Here is a 17,783-nt window from a genome sequence, read left to right on the forward strand (position 1 = left end):
GCGTCACCGGGCCTTCAGGTCCTGGGGCCGGGTCAGACCTTCAGGGTGCGGATCGCGGTCGGGGCGTGGCCGGGCTCGGTGGCCAGCTCCTCCCACTCGTTGATGGCGTCGATGCCGGCGCCACCCATCGAGATGTTGGTGACGCGCTCCAGGATCGCCTCGACGACGACCGGGACCTGGAACTCGGCGGCCAGCTTCTTGGCCTGCTCGAAGGCGGCACCGAGCTCGTTCGGGTCGGTCACCCGGATCGCCTTGCAGCCCAGGCCCTCGACCACCTTGACGTGGTCGACGCCGTAGACGCCCAGCTCCGGCGAGTTGATGTTCTCGAACTCCAGGTTGACCTGGAAGTTGATGTCGAGGTTGCGCTGCGCCTGGCGGATCAGGCCCAGGTACGCGTTGTTCACCAGCACGTGGACGTACGGGATCTTGTGCTGCGCACCGACGGCCAGCTCCTCCAGCATGAACTGGAAGTCGTAGTCGCCGGAGAGCGCGACCACCGGGGTCTGCGGGTCGGCGGTTGCGACGCCGAGCGCGGCCGGGATGGTCCAGCCGAGCGGGCCGGCCTGGCCGCAGTTGATCCAGTGCCGCGGCTTGTAGACGTGCAGCATCTGCGCGCCGGCGATCTGCGAGAGGCCGATGGTGGTGACGTAGCGGGTCTCCGGCCCGAACGCCTTGTTCATCTCCTCGTAGACGCGCTGCGGCTTCATCGGGATGTTGTCGAAGTGCGTGCGGCGCTGCAGCTGGGCCTTGCGCTCCTGGGTGGAGGCGGCCCAGTCGCTGCGGTCGGGCAGCTTGCCGGCGGCCTTGAGCTCCTTGGCCACCTCGACGAAGAGCTCCAGGGCGGCCTTGGCGTCGGAGGCGATGCCGTAGTCCGGGGCGAAGATCTTGCCGATCTGGGTCGGCTCGATGTCCACGTGGACGAACTTGCGGCCCTCGCGGTAGACGGGCAGCGCGCCGGTGTGGCGGTTGGCCCAGCGGTTGCCGATGCCCAGGACGAAGTCCGACTCCAGGAAGTTCGCGTTGCCGTAGCGGTGCGAGGTCTGCAGGCCGACCATGCCGGCGTTGAGCTCGTGGTCGTCGGGCAGGATGCCCCAGCCCATCAGGGTGGGGATGACCGGGGTGCCGGTCAGTTCGGCGAACTCGACCAGCAGCTCGGAGGCGTCGGCGTTGATGATGCCGCCACCGGCGACGATCAGCGGGCGCTCGGACTCCAGCAGGAACTGGATCGCCTTCTCGATCTGGGCCCGGCTGGCGGCCGGCTTGTAGACCGGCAGCGGCTGGTAGGTGTCCGGGTCGAACTCGATCTCGGTCAGCTGGACGTCGATCGGCAGGTCGATCAGCACCGGGCCGGGACGGCCGGAGCGCATCAGGTGGAAGGCCTGCTGGAAGACGCCGGGGACCTGGGCGGCCTCCAGGACGGTGGTCGCCGCCTTGGTGACCGGCTTGGCGATCGAGGCGATGTCGACGGCCTGGAAGTCCTCCTTGTGGATCACCGCGGTCGGCGCCTGGCCGGTGATGCACAGGATCGGGATCGAGTCGGCGATCGCCGAGTAGAGGCCGGTGATCATGTCGGTGCCGGCCGGGCCGGAGGTACCGATGCAGACACCGATGTTGCCGGCCTTGGTGCGGGTGTAGCCCTCGGCCATGTGCGAGGCGCCTTCGACGTGCCGGGCCAGCGTGTGCTTGATCCCGCCGCCCTCCTTGAGGGCCCGGTAGAACGGGTTGATCGCGGCGCCCGGCACGCCGAACGCGACCTCGACGCCTTCGCGCTTGAGGATCTCAACTGCCGCGCGCGCGGCTGTCATTCGAGGCATCGGGTTACTCCTGCGGGTCAGCTAGAATTCCGCCATGCGGAATATTGCTTTTAGGATGCGAAATCAAGGTAGGTCTCAGCTCGACGGGGCGTCAAGGGTTCAACGGGTCCATCTTCAACAACTCGTTGAAGGTCTGGCCATTGGTGGAACGGACGAAGCCCGACCCCCAGGGGGATCGGGCTTCGTCGGAACGGGCTTCGCGTCTGCGCAGGTCGCCCCTGGTCAGAACGTGTGACTGGTCAGAACGTGTGATCGGTCAGACGGTGCGGCCGCTCAGAAGGTGCGGCCCAGGGTGGCCAGGTAGGCCCGCCAACCGCCGAACTCGGTGATCTCCTTGTGCACCCCGCGCTCCAGCTCGCCGCGGCTGAGCACCATCGAGAAGCAGGCGCTGCCGTCCGCCAGCTCGATCACGCCGAACTCCAGCTCGCGCGGCTCGCCGGGCAGGATCACGTCGCGCAGCAGCTCCAGGCTCAGCTCGTAGAGCTCCCCCTCAATGGCCGTGTCGACCTGCGGGTCCGGCAGCAGCCCGGGGCAGACGTCCCGGATCGAGAAGAAGCGGTGGCCGGGCGCGGTGCGCACCACGCCGAGGAACGGCGCGTCGCCGAGCAGCGGGTGGAACTCCCCGCCGCGCATCGCCTGGCCGTTGAGGAACATGCGGACCATCTCGGTGACTCCCAGGGGTGAAAAGCGCACGGTCCACCGGGGAGTGTTCGACCCGGCGGACCGTACGAATTGGCAGTAAGCGCTCAGCCGAGCAGTGCGTAGCCTGGCAGCGTCAGGAAGTCGACGAAGTCCTCGGCGAGCGAGACCTGCTCGAAGAGTTCGCGGGCTTCGGCCCACCGGCCGGCCGCGTAGACCTCGTCGCCCAGCTCGGCGGCGATCGTCGCCAGCTCCTGCGAGACCAGCGTGCGGACCAGCTCGGCGGTGGCCTTCTCGCCGGTGTCCGCGAGCACCACGCCGTTGTGGATCCACTGCCAGATCTGCGAGCGGGAGATCTCGGCGGTGGCGGCGTCCTCCATCATGTTGAAGATGCCGACCGCGCCGAGCCCGCGCAGCCAGGCCTCGCAGTAGCGCAGGCCGACGGCGACCGCGTTCTGCAGACCGGCCTCGGTGCAGGAGCCGCCGGCGCCGGCCACGTCGAGCAGCTGAGCGGCCGTCACCGGCTCGGTGGAGCCGGGGTTCTGCTTCTGGTTCGGGTGCTCGCCGAGCACCGCGTCGAAGCTGGCCCGGGCCACCGGGACCAGGTCCGGGTGGGCGACCCAGGAGCCGTCGAAGCCGCCCCCGGCCTCGCGGTCCTTGTCGGCCTTGACCTTCTCCAGCGCGGCCGCGTTGACCTCGGGGTCCTTGCGGGACGGGATGAAGGCGGCCATGCCGCCGATCGCGTGCGCGCCGCGCTTGTGGCAGGTCTGCACCAGCAGGCGGGCGTAGGCGGCCATGAACGGAGAGGTCATGCCGACGCTGTTGCGGTCCGGCAGGATGTACTGCTCGCCCGCGTCGCGGAAGTTCTTGACGATCGAGAAGAGGTAGTCCCAGCGGCCGGCGTTGAGACCGGCGGCGTGCTCACGCAGCTCGTAGAGGATCTCGTCCATCTCGAAGGCGGCCATGATGGTCTCGATCAGCACGGTGGCCCGGATGGTGCCGTGCGGGATGCCGAGCTGGGCCTGCGCGTGGGTGAAGACGTCGTTCCACAGCCGCGCCTCGAGGTGGCTCTCGGTCTTCGGGAGGTAGAAGTACGGCCCCGAGTTGGGGTCCTCGACACCCTTGGCCAGCAGGCGCTTGGCGTTGTGGAAGAAGTAGAGGCCGAAGTCGAACAGCGCGCCGGCCACCGGGACGCCGTCCACCATCAGGTGGCTCTCGTCCAGGTGCCAGCCGCGCGGGCGGACCACCACGGTGGCCAGCTCCCCGGCGGGCTTGAGCTTGTACTCCTTGCCCTGCGCGGAGGTGAAGTCGATCCGGCCCTCGAACGCGTCGATCAGGTTGATCTGGCCGGAGACCACCGACTGCCAGGTGGGCGAGGTGGCGTCCTCGAAGTCGGCCAGCCAGATCTTGGCCCCGGAGTTGAGCGCGTTGATGACCATCTTGCGGTCGGTCGGGCCGGTGATCTCGACCCGCCGGTCCTGCAGGGCTCGCGGTGCCTCGGCGACCTGCCAGTCCGCAGCGCGGATCTCGGCGGTCTCAGGGAGGAAGTCGAGCGTACCGGCCTGGGCGATCTCGGCCCGGCGGGTGTGGCGGCGGGCCAGCAGCTCCTGGCGGCGACCTTCGAAAGCCCGGTGGAGGCCGACCACGAAGGACACCGCCTCCGGAGTGAGCACCTCCTCCGCACGGGGGACGCGCGGACCGGCGACAGTGACGACCGGCGCGGCGGTGCCGCCGCCGGATCCCTGGTCTGTGGCCATGGGCAGGACACTCCTTGGACGGTTGAACTGTGTAGGGAGCCCCGGTGGAGGCTTCCCTCGATACCGACCCACCTACTGGCGAGTTCGATTCTGTAAGGTGGAGACTAGTTTCCGCGATACAGAATTTCAACGGTTTGTTGAGTGGATCGCTGGGACTCTACTCCTCCCCCGACAGCAAAGGGAACGCCGGTGGCCAGCACCTCAGCCTCGGACCGCAGCAGCAGTGGCAGCGTGCAGTCCGTCGAGCGCGCCTTCCAACTCCTGGAAGCCCTCGCCGACTCCAGCGGGGTCGCCACCCTGAGCGAACTGTCCACCACCTCGGGCCTCCCGATGCCGACCATCCATCGACTCGTTCGTACCCTCGCACAGCAGGGTTACGTACGCCAGGACACCGCGCGACGCTATACGCTCGGGCCGCGCCTGATCCGCCTCGGCGAGACCGCAGGACGCCTGCTGGGCAGCTGGGCGCGACCGTATCTGGCCGAACTCATGGAAGCCACCGGCGAAACCGCCAACCTGGCCGTCCTGGAGGGCGGCGAGGTGGTCTACGTCGGCCAGGTCCAGTCCCGCCGCTCGATGCGGATGTTCACCGAAGTCGGCCGCCGGGTCCAGCCGCACTGCACCGGCGTCGGCAAGGCCCTGCTCGCCCAACTCCCCGAGGACGAGGCCCGAGCCGTCCTCGGCACCCAACCCCTCCCCGCCCACACCGAATTCACCGTCACCGACGTGACCGCCCTGTTCGCCCAACTGGCCCACGCCCGCGAGGTCGGCTACGTGGTCGACGACCAGGAACAGGAAATCGGCGTCCGCTGCATCGCCGTAGCCGTCCCCGCCGCACCCACCCCCACCGCCCTGTCGGTGTCGGGCCCCGAGGCGCGGATCCGGGCCCTGGAGGAGCAGACCGGAGGCGGGGGGCTGGTGAAGGTGATGCGGGGGATCGCGGAGCGGCTGGGCGGGGTGCTGGCGGCGTGACGGGGGTCTGACGTTGAGAAAATGACGGCAAAATTTATTTTGCCGTCATTTTTATTGGGGGTAGCGCGGCCCGGATCACGGGTGTCCAATGGAACGTAGGAACATTTTCCGCAACAGCCCGCGAAACCCGAGAAGATGACAGCCATGCCCGACAAGCAACGGATCATCAGGGTCACCGGCGACCAGACCATCGACTGGGCTCTGGAGGAGGTCACTACACCACGCAGCACAGAGTACGACGACCGACTTCGTACCAAGGTCACGCCGAGATGGATGCCGGGCGGTTCCTTCCTACTGACCACGATGCTCATGGACGCGATCCCGACCGAGGATGCCCTGGTCAGAGCCCCTGAGCTGCCGGACGAAACTACCCTGACCGCATTCGTCAACCCATTTGAACACTCCTTCACCTCCTTGGCGCGCTACCAGGACATGGAGGGCAACGAGGCAGTTCGAGCCAAGGAATACCTCGGATTCGGGTACACGACAGTAGCGCGCCCAAAGCCCAAGGAAAATCAGTACAGGATTCCCGACGAGCCATCGGACCCGAAGGCGTCCGTCATCATCATCGATGATTCCGGTCTCGATTTCCGGAGTGACCCCGAGAACTGGTCCGGGGTGCTGCCCGAGCGTCACAGCGAACTTGACGACGATCCGTGGGTCCTGCTCAAGGTCAGCCATCTGCTGGCCGATGGAGACCTCTGGAAGGAGATCGTCAAACGGTCCAGCGACCCCGGCGACTGGCTGTCCCACCGGCTGATCCTGGTCACCACCGCGCCCTGCCTGCGCGAAAGGGGCGCGGCGATCAGCAACGACCTGTCCTGGGAGAACTGCATCCAGGATGTCGGGCGGGAAGTCAGGCAGTGCCCGGAGATCGCCGAACTCGCGCGCCTGCAAAGGGTCGTGGTGTCATTCGGGCCCAGCGGTGCGGTGCTGCTCGAGCAGCCTGAACTCACCGGGCGGCGCTGCACGCTGGCGTTCCATCAGGAACTCATGGAACGGTCCTGGCACGAGCGGAACCGGCAGGGGACCATGTTCGGCTACGGGACCATCCTGTGTGTCGCGCTGGCCCGCCGGCTGCTGCGCGGCAATCCCGGCCAGCTTCCGCAAGCCCTGCGGGACGGGCTGATCGCCATGAACCGCGTCTACGACAAGGGATTCCAGCTGCACGCGGACGACCACAGCTTCGGCTTCCCGCCGGTCGACCTGGGACGTGCAGCGAAGGACAGCGAAAAGCGCGACTACAAAGTGATCAGCGACATCGCCATCCCCAACGGCTCCAATACCCAGCTTTCGCTGCTTCGGTTCAAAGCAGGCAGCGGCGAGAAGCTGACCGAGAGCGCCCGCCAGGTGGCCAGGGCCGGGCTCGGCGCTCTGCCGGACATTCCGATCGGGCGCTTCGGCCGGATGACCACCATCGAACGCAACGAGATCGAGGGGCTGCGGGCCATCCGCAACCTGATCATGGACTACCGGCGGACCGCCACCTTGGGCGCGCCGCCGTTGGCGATCGCGGTCTTCGGCAAACCGGGGTCCGGAAAGTCGTATGCGGTGAAGCAACTGCTGAAGGAGCAGGAGGAGGAGGACTTCAAGAAACAGCGACTGTTCGACAACCTGGAATTCAACCTGTCGCAGTACAGCTCGCCCGCCGACCTGGTCGGCGCCTTGCACCGGGTGCGTGATGTCGCCCTGGACGGCAAGATTCCGGTCGCGTTCTGGGACGAGTTCGACACCAGCCTCGGCGACACGCCACTCGGTTGGCTTCGGTACTTCCTGGCCCCGATCGAGGACGGCCAGTTCCGCCAAGGCGATGCCGTGCACCGGGTCGCCGCGTCGATCTTCGTCTTCGCCGGCAGCTCGGCCGACAGCTTCCAGGAGTTCAGCACCCAGGCGCCGAAACTGGCCGGCCCCGAGGGCAAAGTGACCGACTTCCTGAGCAGGCTGCGCGGGTACATCAACATCTCCGACATCAACCAGCACGAGGGCGACCCGTACTTCATGCTGCAGCGCGCGATGGTGGTGTACGACCTGCTCGCGGCCAGGGGGATCGCGCGCACCAGATGCGGCGACGGCAACGAGCAGCAGGAGATCCTGGACATCCAGGACGGCGTCCTGGACGCACTGCTCACCATCCCCCGCTACGAACACGGAGTCCGCTCGCTGGCCGCGATCATCGGGATGAGCGATCTGCGACCGGGCCAACCGTTCCAGCTCTCCTCGCTGCCGAGCAAGCCGCTGCTGGACATGCACGTCCAGGCTGCGGAGTTCATGGAGATCGCCCGTAACCCCAGCCGGATGATGTCCCCGCGTGTCGACGGCGCCCCGCCGGAGGAGGAGACGTAGCGTCGTAGCTCTCCAGAGCTGCGGCGAAAGGCCAGGACCGATGAGGCGGAGCTGGGTGAGCGCGGTACTCGTGCTCTGCGCGGTCGGCGCGCTGACGGCGGCCGGTCCGGCTCCGTCCGGCGCCGACCTGCAGGTCGTCCCGCTCGATCCCGATCCCGTCGCCGCCGGTGGCAGTACTACCGTGCATGCCTTCGTCGCCAATGGTGGGCCCGAGGTGGCGGGGGCGTTCACGGTGACGGTGCGGGTGCCGGTGGGGGCTCGGGCGGTGGGGCCGTACTTTCCGGCGGGGTGTGTGGCGAGTGAGGCCGGCCGGGTGGTGCGGTGTGCGTTTCCGGCGGGGTTGCCGCAGTTGCGCAGTGCGACTGCGCTGGTGCCGGTGCGGGTGGCTGACTGGGCGTCAGGGACCTTGTACGGCGGTTGGGTTACGGTCAGGAGCGACGACGACCCGGATCGGTCGAACAACACGGGGTCGTTCGTGATCCGGGTCGCCGGGTCTGACTAGGGGGTCGGGCTGAGGCCGGGCCGGCTGATCAGCGGTAGACCCGCACGTAGTCGGCCGCGGTGGTGATCGGGGTGGAGCTGGTCGGGGCGGAGTGGTACTGGCCCGCGCTGATCGACAGGTTGAGGATCAGGTAGGCCGACCAGTTGGCGCCGACACCGGTGTTGTCGGAGAAGACCTTGACGCCGTTGACGTACCAGTCCACCGAGTTGGCGCCGTAGTAGGTGCCGATGGTGACCCACTGGCCGGGCTTGACCGCGTTGGCGTCGGTCAGGTACTTCTGGCCGCCGTTGACGTGGTTGGTCAGCTCGAGCAGGTTCGGGTTGTCCGGGTGGTACTCGAAGGAGTCGATCTCGTTGCCACCGTTCTGCCAGGTCCACAGCGCGGGCCAGGCACCGGTGCCGCCGGGGAGCTGGACCCGGGTCTCGGCGTAGTCGCCGGTCTTGACCTTGAAGCCCTGCTGCGTGCCCTCGGTGGTGAGCAGACCGGTGGTCCAGGCCTGCTTGCCGTTCTCCAGGGTGTGGCTGCTGGGCTGGGCGGTGAAGGTGGCGACACCGTTCGCGAGCGACACGTCGGACGGGTCGAGCCAGTCCAGCTTGTTGTCGTCGGGGTTGTGGTTGCCGTACTTGAACGAGCTGGTGGTGGAGGTGTTCCAGCGCGAGGTGTCCAGCGGGCCGTTGAACTCGTCCGACCAGGTCAGCGACTTGCCGGGGATCGGCGAGCCGGTGGTGGGGGACGGGGTCGGGGTCGGCGTGGGCGTCGGCGTCGGGGTGGGCGTGGGAGCCGGCGCCGGGGTGGGCGTGGGGCCGGCGCGGGAGCGGGGGCCGGCGCGGGCGCCGGGGCCGGAGCCGGGGTCCCGTTGCCGACGGTCAGCTTCTGGGTGGCCAGGTTGTGCCAGGCACCGGCCTGGTCCTGGTAGAAGCCGAAGATGTTGTAGGTGCCTGCCGGGAAGCTGCGGCTGCCGGTGGTCAGCGAGACACCGGACGGGCAGATCTGCGCGTTGCTGCGCGAGCCCGGGAAGTCGAGGTTGTTGCCGGCCGCGTCACGCACGCCGACGCCGAGCGTCTTCACGGTGAAGCAGGAGGTGGCGTGCACGGTCAGCGCGGCGCTGGTGGCGACGCCGGTGGCGGCGGTGGTGGGGGTCAGCCGGTCCTGGGTGACGGTCGGCGTGGCGGTCGGGGAGGGGTTCCAGGACCAGGCGTGGGCCTGGCCGACCATGGGCACGGCGAGCAGACCGAGTGCGCCGGCGAGGACGCCGAGGCGGGCAGGCGTGGCGGAAGAGATCATCTAGGGTCCTCTTGCGACGCCTTCGGGGTTAGCTGTCGGGTTCGGACCGCAAGATGGCCCGGCCGTCATGGGAAAGGGACGGCCTCACCCCAAGCCGCTACCTCGCCCGGCCTGCCCGGAGGGCACGCGGAGCAGGGTCGTGGCATCACTGCCTTGGGTCCCCCGCTCCTGCCTGTCAGCGGTGCTGTGGTACCGACCGACGGGCAGGCAGGATTCGGCGTCCCGGCGGTTGGGCCCGCTGCTGGTGGCGGACAGCTTGAGCGTAGGCAGATGATCTGATCATCATCAATGTCACAGAGGTCACAGGGGAATCAGTCGTCATCCGCCCCCGGGAGGCGCTCTCAGCTGCCGACCGGCCGACCCTGCCACAGCGTGCCGACCGGTCGGCCCTGCCACAGCGCCGCCGCCTCGACCCGGCTGTGCACCTGGAGCTTCGCGTAGGCGTGTTCCAGGTGCTTGTCCACGGTGCGGGCCGAGACCTCCAGCCGGTGCCCGATCTGACGGTCAGTCAATCCCTGGGCGAGCAGGTCGAGTACCGCCGACTCACGGGCCGTCAGCGCGGCCCGCTGCGGCAGCGGCGGCGGGGCCAGCCGGTCCAGCGCGTGGCTGAGCCGGGCCCGCAGCAGGGCCGCCGAATCCAGGTCCGGCTGCCCGAAGTCGCTGCCGCTGCGGTTCACCACCAGGCAGACGGTGCGCCGCCCGGTCGGCGCCCAGCCGGCCGGGAAGGCCATCGCCAGTTGGTAGTCCGCGTGCACCCCGCCCAGCACCTCGTTGTAGGTGCCGAGCCGGTGGTACTCGGTCAGTGACTGCAGGTCGGAGCGGCGCAGCGGCACGCCCGGGCCGTTGATGTCGGTGTGCCGGAAGAGCGGGTCGGCGGGGGCGTGACGGTAGAAGCCGGCCACCGCCTCCGGGCTGAACAGGTCGACCGGCGTGTGCACCGGGAAGCGCCCGGCGGGAGTGCGGGTGGACCAGGTCAGGCTGTCCCCGGGAACCGTGCGGAGCAGCAGTGGCAGCAACGCCGGGAGGAGGGTCTCCTCGTCGACGGCGTCGAGCAGTAGGTCGATCACGGCGCAGATGCGTCGCAACCCGGCCTCCCCGGACGGAGCCACTCCAGAAGCGTGCTCCCTCCGGGGAGACCGGGTCAAGCCGGGCCCCGACAAACCCGGCCCGATACCGCCCGGCCCAACAAGGGCGGCCAGTGGCGGTGGTCCAGCGGCTGCGGGCCACCGGAGGCGGCCCAGCGGCGGCGGTCTAGCGGCTGGCGGCGTACACCCGGTTCACCGGGCTCTCGGCGGCCAGCCTCCAGTGGTGCAGCCCGGCGTCGTCGGCCAGGTGCCGCATCGCCTCCTCCCCGGCGTGGTTGCCCATCGCCTGCGGCCCGTGCTGGGCCAGTGCGGAGGGCAGGCAGACGGCGACCGAGGCGGAGACCACGGCGCGCCCGATCGGGTTGATGTTCTCGGTGACCTTCTCCGAGGCGTTCGGCTCGACGATCATGCAGGCGCCGTCGTTGGCCAGCGCCTCCTGGGCGTGCTGCAGCGCGGCGCCGGGGTCGCCCATGTCGTGCAGGCAGTCGAAGAAGGTGATCAGGTCGTAGTTCCCGCCGGGGAAGTCCTGGGCGGTGGCCACGTCGAAGCTGACCCGGTCGCTGAGGCCCTGCTCGGCGGCGATCGCCCGGGCCGCATCGATCGAGGGCTGGTGGAAGTCGAAGCCGTGGAAGTGCGAGGCGGGGTAGGCCTTGGCCATCAGCATGGTCGAGTAGCCGTAGCCGCAACCGATGTCGGCCACCTCGGCGCCCTCGGTCAGCTTCCCCTCGGTGCCGTTCATGGCGGGGATCCACTCGGGGACCAGCGCGCCGGTGTAGCCCGGGCGGAAGAACTTGGCGGTGCCGGCGAAGAGCGCGCTGCTGTGCTCCTCCCAGCCGACTCCCCTGCCGGTGCGGAAGGCGTCCATCAGGGCGTCCTCGGTGGCGTACAGCGCCTGCATCATGGTGAGGAAGCCGGCTGCGTAGGTGGGCGAATCGGGGTCGGCCAGCACCGCCGCGTGCTCGTCGGGCAGCAGGTAGCTGCCGGCGGCCTCGTCGTAGACCACGTACTCGCCGGCCACCTGCGCGGCCAGCCACTCACGCAGGTAGCGCTCCTGCAGACCGGTCCTCGCGGCCAGCTGGGCGGCGGTCATCGGCCCCGCGCCGGCCATCGCGGTGTACAGGCCCAGCCGGTCGCCGAGCGAGGTGCACAGGCCCGCCACGGCCGCTCCGGCGTCGGTCACCACCCGTCCCAGGAACTCCATCACCCGGTCTTCGTCCAAGCTCATCGCGCCCGCCTCCTCGGGGTTGGCCACTCCCCTCACTGCAGCAGACGGCGCCCGCCCCGGACCATACGGAATTCTCCGTACGCCCGGGGCGGGATGGTGGATGTGTCAGGTGTGCTGCAGGACCAGCTCGTCCTTCAGCGAGGCGCGGACCTGCTGGCGAAGCTCGGGGGTGTCCTCGTGGCCGTGGACCGAGACCGCGTGTTCGGTGGCGGCCCGGACGACCTCCTCCTCCTCACCGGTGATGGCGAGCGAGCAGTTCATCACGCTCGGGAACTCCCGGCAGTCGGCAACCTTGCGCATGTTCGACCTCCCGACCCGCCACGCTGCCGCACTCGCCGGCGGGCCACCCGCTGGCCGGAGGACCGGCGCGCGGCGGCACGGGCGTGTCGCGGAACCATTGTCCCTCCAGCTGGCCGGTCGGATAACTTGGGGAGCATCCGTACTTCCCTGTCAGGAAAGAGGAACTCCGCCAGCATGACCGAGACCGCTGCCCTGCCCGGCTTCGCCGGCCGGACGTACCTCTTCCAGGTCGACAACGGTGCCGCCTTCCGCAACGCCTACTCGGCCGACGGTCGGCGGCTGCGCTGGGAGGGCCTCGGCGAGTCGGCCGGTCAGTGGGAGGACGTCGCGCTGCATGTCGCCCAGGTCGCGCCGCAGGTGTACTTCGTCAGCTGGACCGAGCAGAGCGGCATCACGGTGAGCCATGTGATGGACCTGACGAACCTGACCGTACGGGTCTTCTGGACCTACGAGGGCGAGGGCGGCCGGGTTGGCGAGCTGCACACGGGGACGCTGGAGCCGGTGCTCTGACGGGGCGCCCGCGCCGGCGCCGGGCTGGTTACCGCCAGGCCGGTTGCCTCCAGGCTGGTTACCGCCGGGCTGGTTACCGCCAGGCGACCGCGAAGGCGCGGGCCGGGTTCTGACGCAGCATCAGCTCGGCCTGCCGCTCGCCCAACTCCCGGACGATCCGCGGGCGCAGGCCGGTGAGCAGGAACGGCATGCCCGGTCCGTCGCCGGTCGAGCGGGCGGCCGCGGTCGTGGTGTCCCCGCCGAGCAGCAGCTGCTCGCCGTGGCCCGCCTCGGCGAGCGCCGTCAGCACCTCCAACAGCCGCCAGTCGGTGGCGTGGTTGGCGCGGGACGGGCCGTCGAAGGCGAGATAGGCGCCGGAGGCGGCGAGTTCGCGGAGCAGGCGCGGATCGGGGAAGCGGTTGAGGTGGCCGAGCAGGACGCTGCTCGGGGGCACCTCCAGGGAGCCGCAGAGCAGTTCGAGCACCTCGGTCGCGGCGGTGCCGAGTTCGTGGTGGACGGCGATCGGGGCGCCGGTGGCGTGGTGCGCGGCGGCCGCGGCGGTGAGGGTGCGGCGGGCGTGCGGGTCGAGGCCGTGGTAGCCGCCGGCCACCTTGATCAGGCCGGCCCTGGGGCCGGTGGCGCCGATCCCCGTGGTGAGTTCGGTGACGAAGAGTTCGGCCAGGGTGTCGGGCGCGGGCAGCCGCTCGTAGTGCGCGGCCCGGTGCAGGCCGGTGGCCGCGACCAGGTGGACGCCGGCGGCGCGGGAGAGTGCCGGCAGCTCGGCGGCGCGCCGGCCCAGACCGTACGGGGTCCACTGGACCACGGCCCGGCCGCCCGCCGCGTGGAAGGCGGCGAGCTCGGCGGCGGCCGCGGCCGGGTCGTCCAGCTCCTGCCCCGGGAGCAGGGCGCTGCGCAGGAAGAGGTGGTCGTGGGCGTTGCAGGTGCCGAGCTCGGCGGGGTCGAGGTCGCCGAGCACGGTGCGGACCGCGTGCGAGGTCTTCGGGGCCGCAGGTGTGGCGCTCATTCGGTGTCCAGTCCTTCGAAGGTGGTGGCCGCGACGCGCAGTGCGGCGAGCGCCTTGGGGGTGCCGATGTACGGCGCCAGGTGGACGAAGACCTCCACCACCTGACGGCGGGTCAGGCCGACCCGCAGGCTGCTGCGGATGTGGCCGGTGAGCTGCGGATCCACCCCGCCGAGGGTGGCCAGGGTGGCGAGGTTGACCAGTTGGCGGTCCCTCGGCTCCAGGCCGTCGCGCTGGTAGGTGCCGCCGAACAGGCTGGTGACGATCCAGTCGGGGAAGCCGGGGGCGATCCGCTCCAGGGCGGGGAGCGCGGCCTCCTGGGTGGCGCGGTCCTGGTACTCGTCGAGCAGGCGGTAGCCGGCCTCGCGGTCGAGGGTGGCGGAGGTCAGGGCGGGGGTCAGGCCGGGGTCGGGGCGGGGTTCGTTTCGCGGTTCAGGTGGGGGTTCAGGTTCAGGCCGGGGTTCACCAGTGCCGTCCCTGGGTCAGCTCGGACAGCTCCGGGGCGGACAGGTGCAGCACCTGGAAGCGGTCGCCCTCGGCGGCCAGTTCCTCGCCGCCGAGGCTGAAGGTCAGCAGTTCCCAGCGGGCCGGGTCGACGGCGAGCGCGGTGGAGTGCCCGGTACTGGGCAGCCGCTCGGCGGCCCGCTCGATCGCCTCCGCCGGGTCCGCGCCGAGCGGGAGCGGCTCGATCCGGCGCACGGCCGTGGTCGGGGCGGTGCCGAACTCCGGGCCGCGCCGGAATGCCGCGCCGAGCCAGGAGTTCACCGTCGGGCGCCCGAAATCCGCACTCAGCGCTCGAAATCCCGGGCCCCACAGGAAGCTGTTCATCCCCTCGGCGGTGCGCCAGAGGTAGAACGGCGCGTACTGGTTGACCGGTGAGCCGGCCGTGCCGCGCTCGCGGATCAGAAAGGCCTTCAGTCCGAGGCCCGGAAAGGCGTCCAGCAGGTGGCCCTTCTCCTTGACCCGGCGCCGGACGATCTCCATCTCGTAGTCGGCCGGCAAGGTGATCTCGTACTGCATCGCCTGCATGGCGGGGTTCCCCCTGTTTCGGTCCGGTCGCTGTTCGTTGCCTGCCGTGCTGACTGTACATACTAGTAGGTACAGAGCGCCAGTACCGTTTCCCTTTCGTGCCCGTTTCGTGGCCGCGCCCGCCCGTAAAAAGGGTGGACAGGGATCGGCCGACACGCGATAGTGACCGCGGAATAGTTGAATCTTCACGTGTTGTTGTCCGGGTCGGTAGTTCGAGTACGCCGAAAGGAGCAAGTCGTCGTGATCGCCCCCACTCCCGCCGAGGAGTACACCCGGGCCCAGCTGTTCTTCGATGCCAAGGCCTATGCGGATGCCGCGCTGATCCTGGAACCCCTGGTCGCCGCGGAGCCCACCCAGTTGGCCGCCCGGATGCTGCTCGCCCGCAGCTACTACCACTCGGCGCAGCTCGGCCGCGCCGCCGCCGAACTGCGCCGGATCCTCGACCAGGACCCTGCCGAGAGCTACGCCCACCTGATGCTCGGCCGCACCCTGGAGCGCCAGGGCCGCGCCGAGGAGGCCCGCCCGCACCTGCGGATGGCCGCCGCGATGACCGAGGCCTTCGCCTGAGCAACCGCTCACCCCAAGGGCTGATCCCCCACGGACCGCCGCCCGCCCGCACCCCCACGCGGGCGGGCGGCTCCGCGTCCGCTCCACCGGACCCTTGCCGCCAGTCCCTTGCTATCTACCCCCTGCCGTCTGCCCTTTGCCGCCAGTCCCTTGCCGTCAGGCCTGCAGCAGCAGGTGGACCGCGAGGTAGGCGACCAGCGCGCTGGAGAGCAGCGCGGTGGCCAGCCGACCGCGCTCGCTGGTGAGCACCCGCCCGAGCAGCGCGCCGCCGGCGGCCAGCAGCACCTGCCAGGAGGCGGAGGCGAGGAACGCGGCGAGCACGAAGACCGCGGCGGCCAGTGCGACCCCGCCGCCCGCATCCGCCGCACCCCCGAGCACCAGCGCGGCGAAGTACACCACCGTGGCCGGGTTGAGCAGGGTCAGGCCGAGCAGCGCCAGATAGGCGCGCGCCGGCGAGGCGGCGAGCACCGACGGGCCCGCACCGCGCTTCCGAGCCCCCCAGGCGGTCCGCCCCGCGATCACCAGTAGCACCACACCGGCCGCCCAGTGCAAGGGAGTTGACACCGGCTCAAGGACCTCGGCGACGCTCTGCCCACCGAACACCGCGAGCGCCGCATACGCCCCGTCAGCCGTCGCGACCCCGAGCGCGGCCGCCACCGAGACCCGCCAACCGGTGCGCGCCGCCAGGCCGACCAGCAGCGCGCCGATGGCGCCGACGGGCACGGCTATGCCGTAACCGGCCAACAGGCCGGCCAGCACGGCGCCCCTCATGGCGCGGTCGGCACGGTCCGTCCGGAAGCACCGGCCTGCTGTCGGCGCGTCTCTTCCCCGAGCGGGAGGACCAGCGGACGCGACGGCGAGGCGGAAGTCATGCGCGCCATGCTGCTCGCGGCCCGGGTGCCTCGGCAAGCGATTTACGCTCCAACCCCCGGTCCTACCGCTTCCCGGACCGCAGCCGCCGAGCTGCGTAGCCGAGGAAGGGTCACCCGGCCGGCAGCGGTGCCGGTTCGGCCGGGTCCTTCCACCAGACGAAGACCTCGGTGCTCGGCTGGCGTTCGGAGAACCGGCCCGACGGGGAGACCTCCCGCAGGAGTCGGCGCAGGTCCGCCTCGAAGTCGTCGCGGCCCGTGCCGAACAGGTGCGGCGCCGAGAACGACATCGAGAACACCCCCGCGACCACGTCCTCGCTGGTGCGTTCCAGGGCCTGTCCGCCGGGGACGACATGGCGCTCGGGACCGGTGAATCCCGCCCGGGCGAGCACTGCTGCCTCACCGCCGGGTGTCCCGTGCGGCAGCACGCCCCGGCCGGCCCGTCGGACCGGTCCCAGGTAGCGCCGGACCAGCTCGTCCATCGCCGCATAGGGCACCGCGGGGTGCGGAAGGCCGTCGACTGTTCGGGTCTCCGTCTTCAGGTCCGCGATGTGCACCAGTGCCCCGCCCGGCTCGAGCATGCCCCGGACGGTCGCCGCCACCAGGTCGCGGTCCATCCAGTGGAAGGAGTTGCCGAAGGTCGCGACGGTGCAGGTGCCCAGGCCTGCGGGCAGCTCCTCGGCCCGGGCCCGCACCCACCGCGCCTTCGCGCTCACTCCGGCCCGGGCGGCCCCGCGCGCGGCTTCGGTGATCATCCCGCTGTCCGGGTCGACGCCGACGATCTCACCGAACAGGCGCGCCAGCTCCAGGGCCAAGGTGCCCGGTCCACATCCCACGTCGAGCAGGCGCCCTCGCCCGTCGAGCTTCAGGACCTCGGCGAGCACGTCCACCAGCCCGGGGGCGTACGGCAGCCTGCCGCGCTGGTAGTAGCCGGCCGTACCCGAGAACAGCGTGTCGTCCCACTCCCAGTCGGCAACCATGGCCGTCCACCGTCCCTCTCAGTAATCGGTTCGGGTAAAACGCCTACAAGATCACACCAGCCGGTGACTCAGGTGACATTTATCGCGACCAGCTGTCATCCAGCGCGACCATTCGAAAGAAAATCGCCCGTCCGTTCGAATCTGACTTGAATCTTTGCGAACGGATGTTCGATCCTTGGCCCTGTGGCCACCCCCGTACTTCTCCCGCAGGCGGCACCGGCGCCCTCCGAGGACGGGCCGGTGCCGGTGCCCGACGTGCTCGCGCGGCTGTTGCCCGGGCGGGGGCTGCGGCGAGGGGCCGCGGTCTCGGTGGCGGACGACGCCGGGCTGCTGCTCGCGCTGGCCTCGGGGGGCGGGCAGACGGCGGACGGGTGGTTCGCGGCGGTCGGGCTGCCCGAACTGGGGCTGCTCGCGGCCAGCGGGTACGGGATCGACCCCGGGCGGCTGCTGCTGGTGGACGAGCCCGGGCGGCAGTGGCCCGAGGTGGTGGCGGCGCTGGCGGGTGCGGTGGCGGTGATCCTGCTGCGGCCGACCGCCGGGGCGGTGGCACCGCAGCTGGCGGCGCGGATCGGGGCGGTACTGCGACGGACCGGCTGCGTGCTGCTGGTGGCCGGCGCCTGGCCGGGGGCCGAGCTGCGGCTCAGCGTGCGGGAGAGCCGCTGGGTCGGGCTGGGCGCCGGGCACGGGCTGCTGGCCGGACGGCAGACGGAGGTCCTGGTCGAGGGCCGGGGCGCGGCGGCGCGCGGGCGTTCGGGGCGGGTCTGGCTGCCGGACGAGCACGGGGTGGTGCGGGCGCTGACTCCGCAGGAGGCAGCTGGCGGCGCCCTCGCGCCCGCCGCGATCGGGGTGGGGCACGGCGAGCAGCCGGGCGACGCGGTGGGGCGGGGGCGGCTGACGGCGGTGTGAG

19 protein-coding genes and 1 riboswitch are annotated in these 17,783 nt (G+C 70.5%); of the genes, 6 read left to right on the top strand and 13 right to left on the bottom strand.

All coding sequences use genetic code 11. From position 1 onward, the window contains the following. Window positions 1-32 precede the first annotated feature (32 nt). The 3 genes from gcl to aceB form a co-directional block, all read right to left on the bottom strand. On the bottom strand, window positions 33-1,814 hold the full coding sequence (gcl, locus tag BR98_RS06725; RefSeq protein ID WP_083976056.1) for a glyoxylate carboligase: 1,782 nt from the start codon (window positions 1,812-1,814) through the stop codon (window positions 33-35). A gap of 273 nt (window positions 1,815-2,087) precedes the next feature. Beyond that, window positions 2,088-2,477, bottom strand: coding sequence for an allophanate hydrolase-related protein (locus BR98_RS06730; RefSeq protein ID WP_035841097.1), 390 nt, complete (start codon window positions 2,475-2,477; stop codon window positions 2,088-2,090). A gap of 83 nt (window positions 2,478-2,560) precedes the next feature. Next, entirely contained in the window at window positions 2,561-4,210 is a 1,650-nt protein-coding gene (aceB, locus tag BR98_RS06735) for a malate synthase A (RefSeq protein WP_035841100.1), read from the bottom strand. Window positions 4,211-4,399: 189 nt separating this feature from the next. Between aceB and BR98_RS06740 the strand changes: the two genes are divergently transcribed. The 3 genes from BR98_RS06740 to BR98_RS06750 all read left to right on the top strand — a co-directional run bounded on the left by BR98_RS06740 (window position 4,400) and on the right by BR98_RS06750 (window position 8,027). After that, a complete protein-coding gene (locus tag BR98_RS06740; RefSeq protein ID WP_035841102.1) occupies window positions 4,400-5,182 on the top strand; it encodes an IclR family transcriptional regulator in 783 nt (260 codons plus the stop codon). Window positions 5,183-5,326: 144 nt separating this feature from the next. Next, entirely contained in the window at window positions 5,327-7,525 is a 2,199-nt protein-coding gene (locus BR98_RS06745; protein WP_035841104.1) for a hypothetical protein, read from the top strand. Window positions 7,526-7,580: 55 nt separating this feature from the next. Next, window positions 7,581-8,027 (top strand): DUF11 domain-containing protein, encoded by a 447-nt coding sequence (locus BR98_RS06750; RefSeq protein WP_157537444.1) that lies wholly within the window; start codon window positions 7,581-7,583, stop codon window positions 8,025-8,027. A 28-nt stretch (window positions 8,028-8,055) separates the two neighbouring features. Here the strand turns inward: BR98_RS06750 and BR98_RS06755 are convergent, their stop codons facing one another. The 5 genes from BR98_RS06755 to BR98_RS06775 form a co-directional block, all read right to left on the bottom strand. After that, window positions 8,056-8,595 carry a glycoside hydrolase family 16 protein gene (locus BR98_RS06755; RefSeq protein WP_324606660.1) on the bottom strand — a complete coding sequence of 180 codons (540 nt, stop codon included), beginning with the start codon at window positions 8,593-8,595 and terminating at the stop codon, window positions 8,056-8,058. Between the two features lie 125 nt (window positions 8,596-8,720). Next, on the bottom strand, window positions 8,721-9,311 hold the full coding sequence (locus tag BR98_RS40120; protein ID WP_035841108.1) for a hypothetical protein: 591 nt from the start codon (window positions 9,309-9,311) through the stop codon (window positions 8,721-8,723). 3 nt (window positions 9,312-9,314) lie between these two features. Then, window positions 9,315-9,502: riboswitch (cyclic di-AMP (ydaO/yuaA leader) on the bottom strand. Between the two features lie 150 nt (window positions 9,503-9,652). Beyond that, complete coding sequence (locus tag BR98_RS06765) at window positions 9,653-10,420, bottom strand: helix-turn-helix transcriptional regulator (protein WP_051969377.1); 768 nt, start codon at window positions 10,418-10,420, stop codon at window positions 9,653-9,655. A gap of 142 nt (window positions 10,421-10,562) precedes the next feature. Beyond that, the gene (locus BR98_RS06770; protein ID WP_035843303.1) at window positions 10,563-11,621 is read right to left on the bottom strand and encodes a class I SAM-dependent methyltransferase; all 1,059 of its coding nucleotides are present in this window, start codon (window positions 11,619-11,621) and stop codon (window positions 10,563-10,565) included. Between the two features lie 105 nt (window positions 11,622-11,726). Further along, window positions 11,727-11,921: a DUF1059 domain-containing protein gene (locus BR98_RS06775; RefSeq protein ID WP_035841110.1), complete on the bottom strand. Its 195-nt coding sequence runs from the start codon at window positions 11,919-11,921 to the stop codon at window positions 11,727-11,729. A 174-nt stretch (window positions 11,922-12,095) separates the two neighbouring features. On the opposite strand from BR98_RS06775, the gene BR98_RS06780 reads away from it, so the two are divergent. Next, a complete protein-coding gene (locus tag BR98_RS06780; RefSeq protein WP_035841113.1) occupies window positions 12,096-12,431 on the top strand; it encodes a MoaF-related domain-containing protein in 336 nt (111 codons plus the stop codon). Between the two features lie 73 nt (window positions 12,432-12,504). Here BR98_RS06780 and BR98_RS06785 read toward each other — a convergent pair whose 3' ends face one another. From BR98_RS06785 to BR98_RS06795, 3 genes are all read right to left on the bottom strand, one after another. Then, window positions 12,505-13,434: a phosphotriesterase family protein gene (locus BR98_RS06785; protein WP_051969378.1), complete on the bottom strand. Its 930-nt coding sequence runs from the start codon at window positions 13,432-13,434 to the stop codon at window positions 12,505-12,507. Further along, entirely contained in the window at window positions 13,431-13,832 is a 402-nt protein-coding gene (locus BR98_RS40915; RefSeq protein WP_051969379.1) for a carboxymuconolactone decarboxylase family protein, read from the bottom strand. Before BR98_RS40915 ends, BR98_RS06785 begins: the two co-directional genes overlap by 4 nt. Before the next feature lie 61 nt (window positions 13,833-13,893). After that, complete coding sequence (locus BR98_RS06795; RefSeq protein WP_035841118.1) at window positions 13,894-14,460, bottom strand: DUF4865 family protein; 567 nt, start codon at window positions 14,458-14,460, stop codon at window positions 13,894-13,896. A 240-nt stretch (window positions 14,461-14,700) separates the two neighbouring features. On the opposite strand from BR98_RS06795, the gene BR98_RS06800 reads away from it, so the two are divergent. Beyond that, the gene (locus tag BR98_RS06800; protein WP_035841120.1) at window positions 14,701-15,027 is read left to right on the top strand and encodes a tetratricopeptide repeat protein; all 327 of its coding nucleotides are present in this window, start codon (window positions 14,701-14,703) and stop codon (window positions 15,025-15,027) included. 156 nt (window positions 15,028-15,183) lie between these two features. Here the strand turns inward: BR98_RS06800 and BR98_RS06805 are convergent, their stop codons facing one another. Next, on the bottom strand, window positions 15,184-15,798 hold the full coding sequence (locus BR98_RS06805; RefSeq protein WP_035841121.1) for a LysE family transporter: 615 nt from the start codon (window positions 15,796-15,798) through the stop codon (window positions 15,184-15,186). A 211-nt stretch (window positions 15,799-16,009) separates the two neighbouring features. Further along, window positions 16,010-16,876, bottom strand: a complete 867-nt coding sequence (locus BR98_RS06810; RefSeq protein ID WP_035841123.1) for a class I SAM-dependent methyltransferase — start codon at window positions 16,874-16,876, stop codon at window positions 16,010-16,012. 183 nt (window positions 16,877-17,059) lie between these two features. Between BR98_RS06810 and BR98_RS06815 the strand changes: the two genes are divergently transcribed. Then, a complete protein-coding gene (locus BR98_RS06815; protein ID WP_157537446.1) occupies window positions 17,060-17,782 on the top strand; it encodes a hypothetical protein in 723 nt (240 codons plus the stop codon). Window position 17,783 lies beyond the last annotated feature (1 nt).

Origin of the sequence: Kitasatospora azatica KCTC 9699 (assembly GCF_000744785.1) — a bacterium.
Lineage (GTDB): Bacteria > Actinomycetota > Actinomycetes > Streptomycetales > Streptomycetaceae > Kitasatospora > Kitasatospora azatica.

What these genes read in the sequence shown, in the direction of transcription:
- BR98_RS06730 (WP_035841097.1), bottom strand. Translation starts at nt 2,477, where the DNA reads ATGGTCCGCATGTTCCTCAACGGCCAGGCGATGCGCGGCGGGGAGTTC.
- gcl (WP_083976056.1), bottom strand. Translation starts at nt 1,814, where the DNA reads ATGCCTCGAATGACAGCCGCGCGCGCGGCAGTTGAGATCCTCAAGCGC.
- BR98_RS06805 (WP_035841121.1), bottom strand. Translation starts at nt 15,798, where the DNA reads ATGAGGGGCGCCGTGCTGGCCGGCCTGTTGGCCGGTTACGGCATAGCC.
- BR98_RS06785 (WP_051969378.1), bottom strand. Translation starts at nt 13,434, where the DNA reads ATGAGCGCCACACCTGCGGCCCCGAAGACCTCGCACGCGGTCCGCACC.
- BR98_RS06795 (WP_035841118.1), bottom strand. Translation starts at nt 14,460, where the DNA reads ATGCAGGCGATGCAGTACGAGATCACCTTGCCGGCCGACTACGAGATG.
- BR98_RS06810 (WP_035841123.1), bottom strand. Translation starts at nt 16,876, where the DNA reads ATGGTTGCCGACTGGGAGTGGGACGACACGCTGTTCTCGGGTACGGCC.
- BR98_RS06745 (WP_035841104.1), top strand. Translation starts at nt 5,327, where the DNA reads ATGCCCGACAAGCAACGGATCATCAGGGTCACCGGCGACCAGACCATC.
- BR98_RS06775 (WP_035841110.1), bottom strand. Translation starts at nt 11,921, where the DNA reads ATGCGCAAGGTTGCCGACTGCCGGGAGTTCCCGAGCGTGATGAACTGC.
- aceB (WP_035841100.1), bottom strand. Translation starts at nt 4,210, where the DNA reads ATGGCCACAGACCAGGGATCCGGCGGCGGCACCGCCGCGCCGGTCGTC.
- BR98_RS40120 (WP_035841108.1), bottom strand. Translation starts at nt 9,311, where the DNA reads ATGATCTCTTCCGCCACGCCTGCCCGCCTCGGCGTCCTCGCCGGCGCA.
- BR98_RS06780 (WP_035841113.1), top strand. Translation starts at nt 12,096, where the DNA reads ATGACCGAGACCGCTGCCCTGCCCGGCTTCGCCGGCCGGACGTACCTC.
- BR98_RS06770 (WP_035843303.1), bottom strand. Translation starts at nt 11,621, where the DNA reads ATGAGCTTGGACGAAGACCGGGTGATGGAGTTCCTGGGACGGGTGGTG.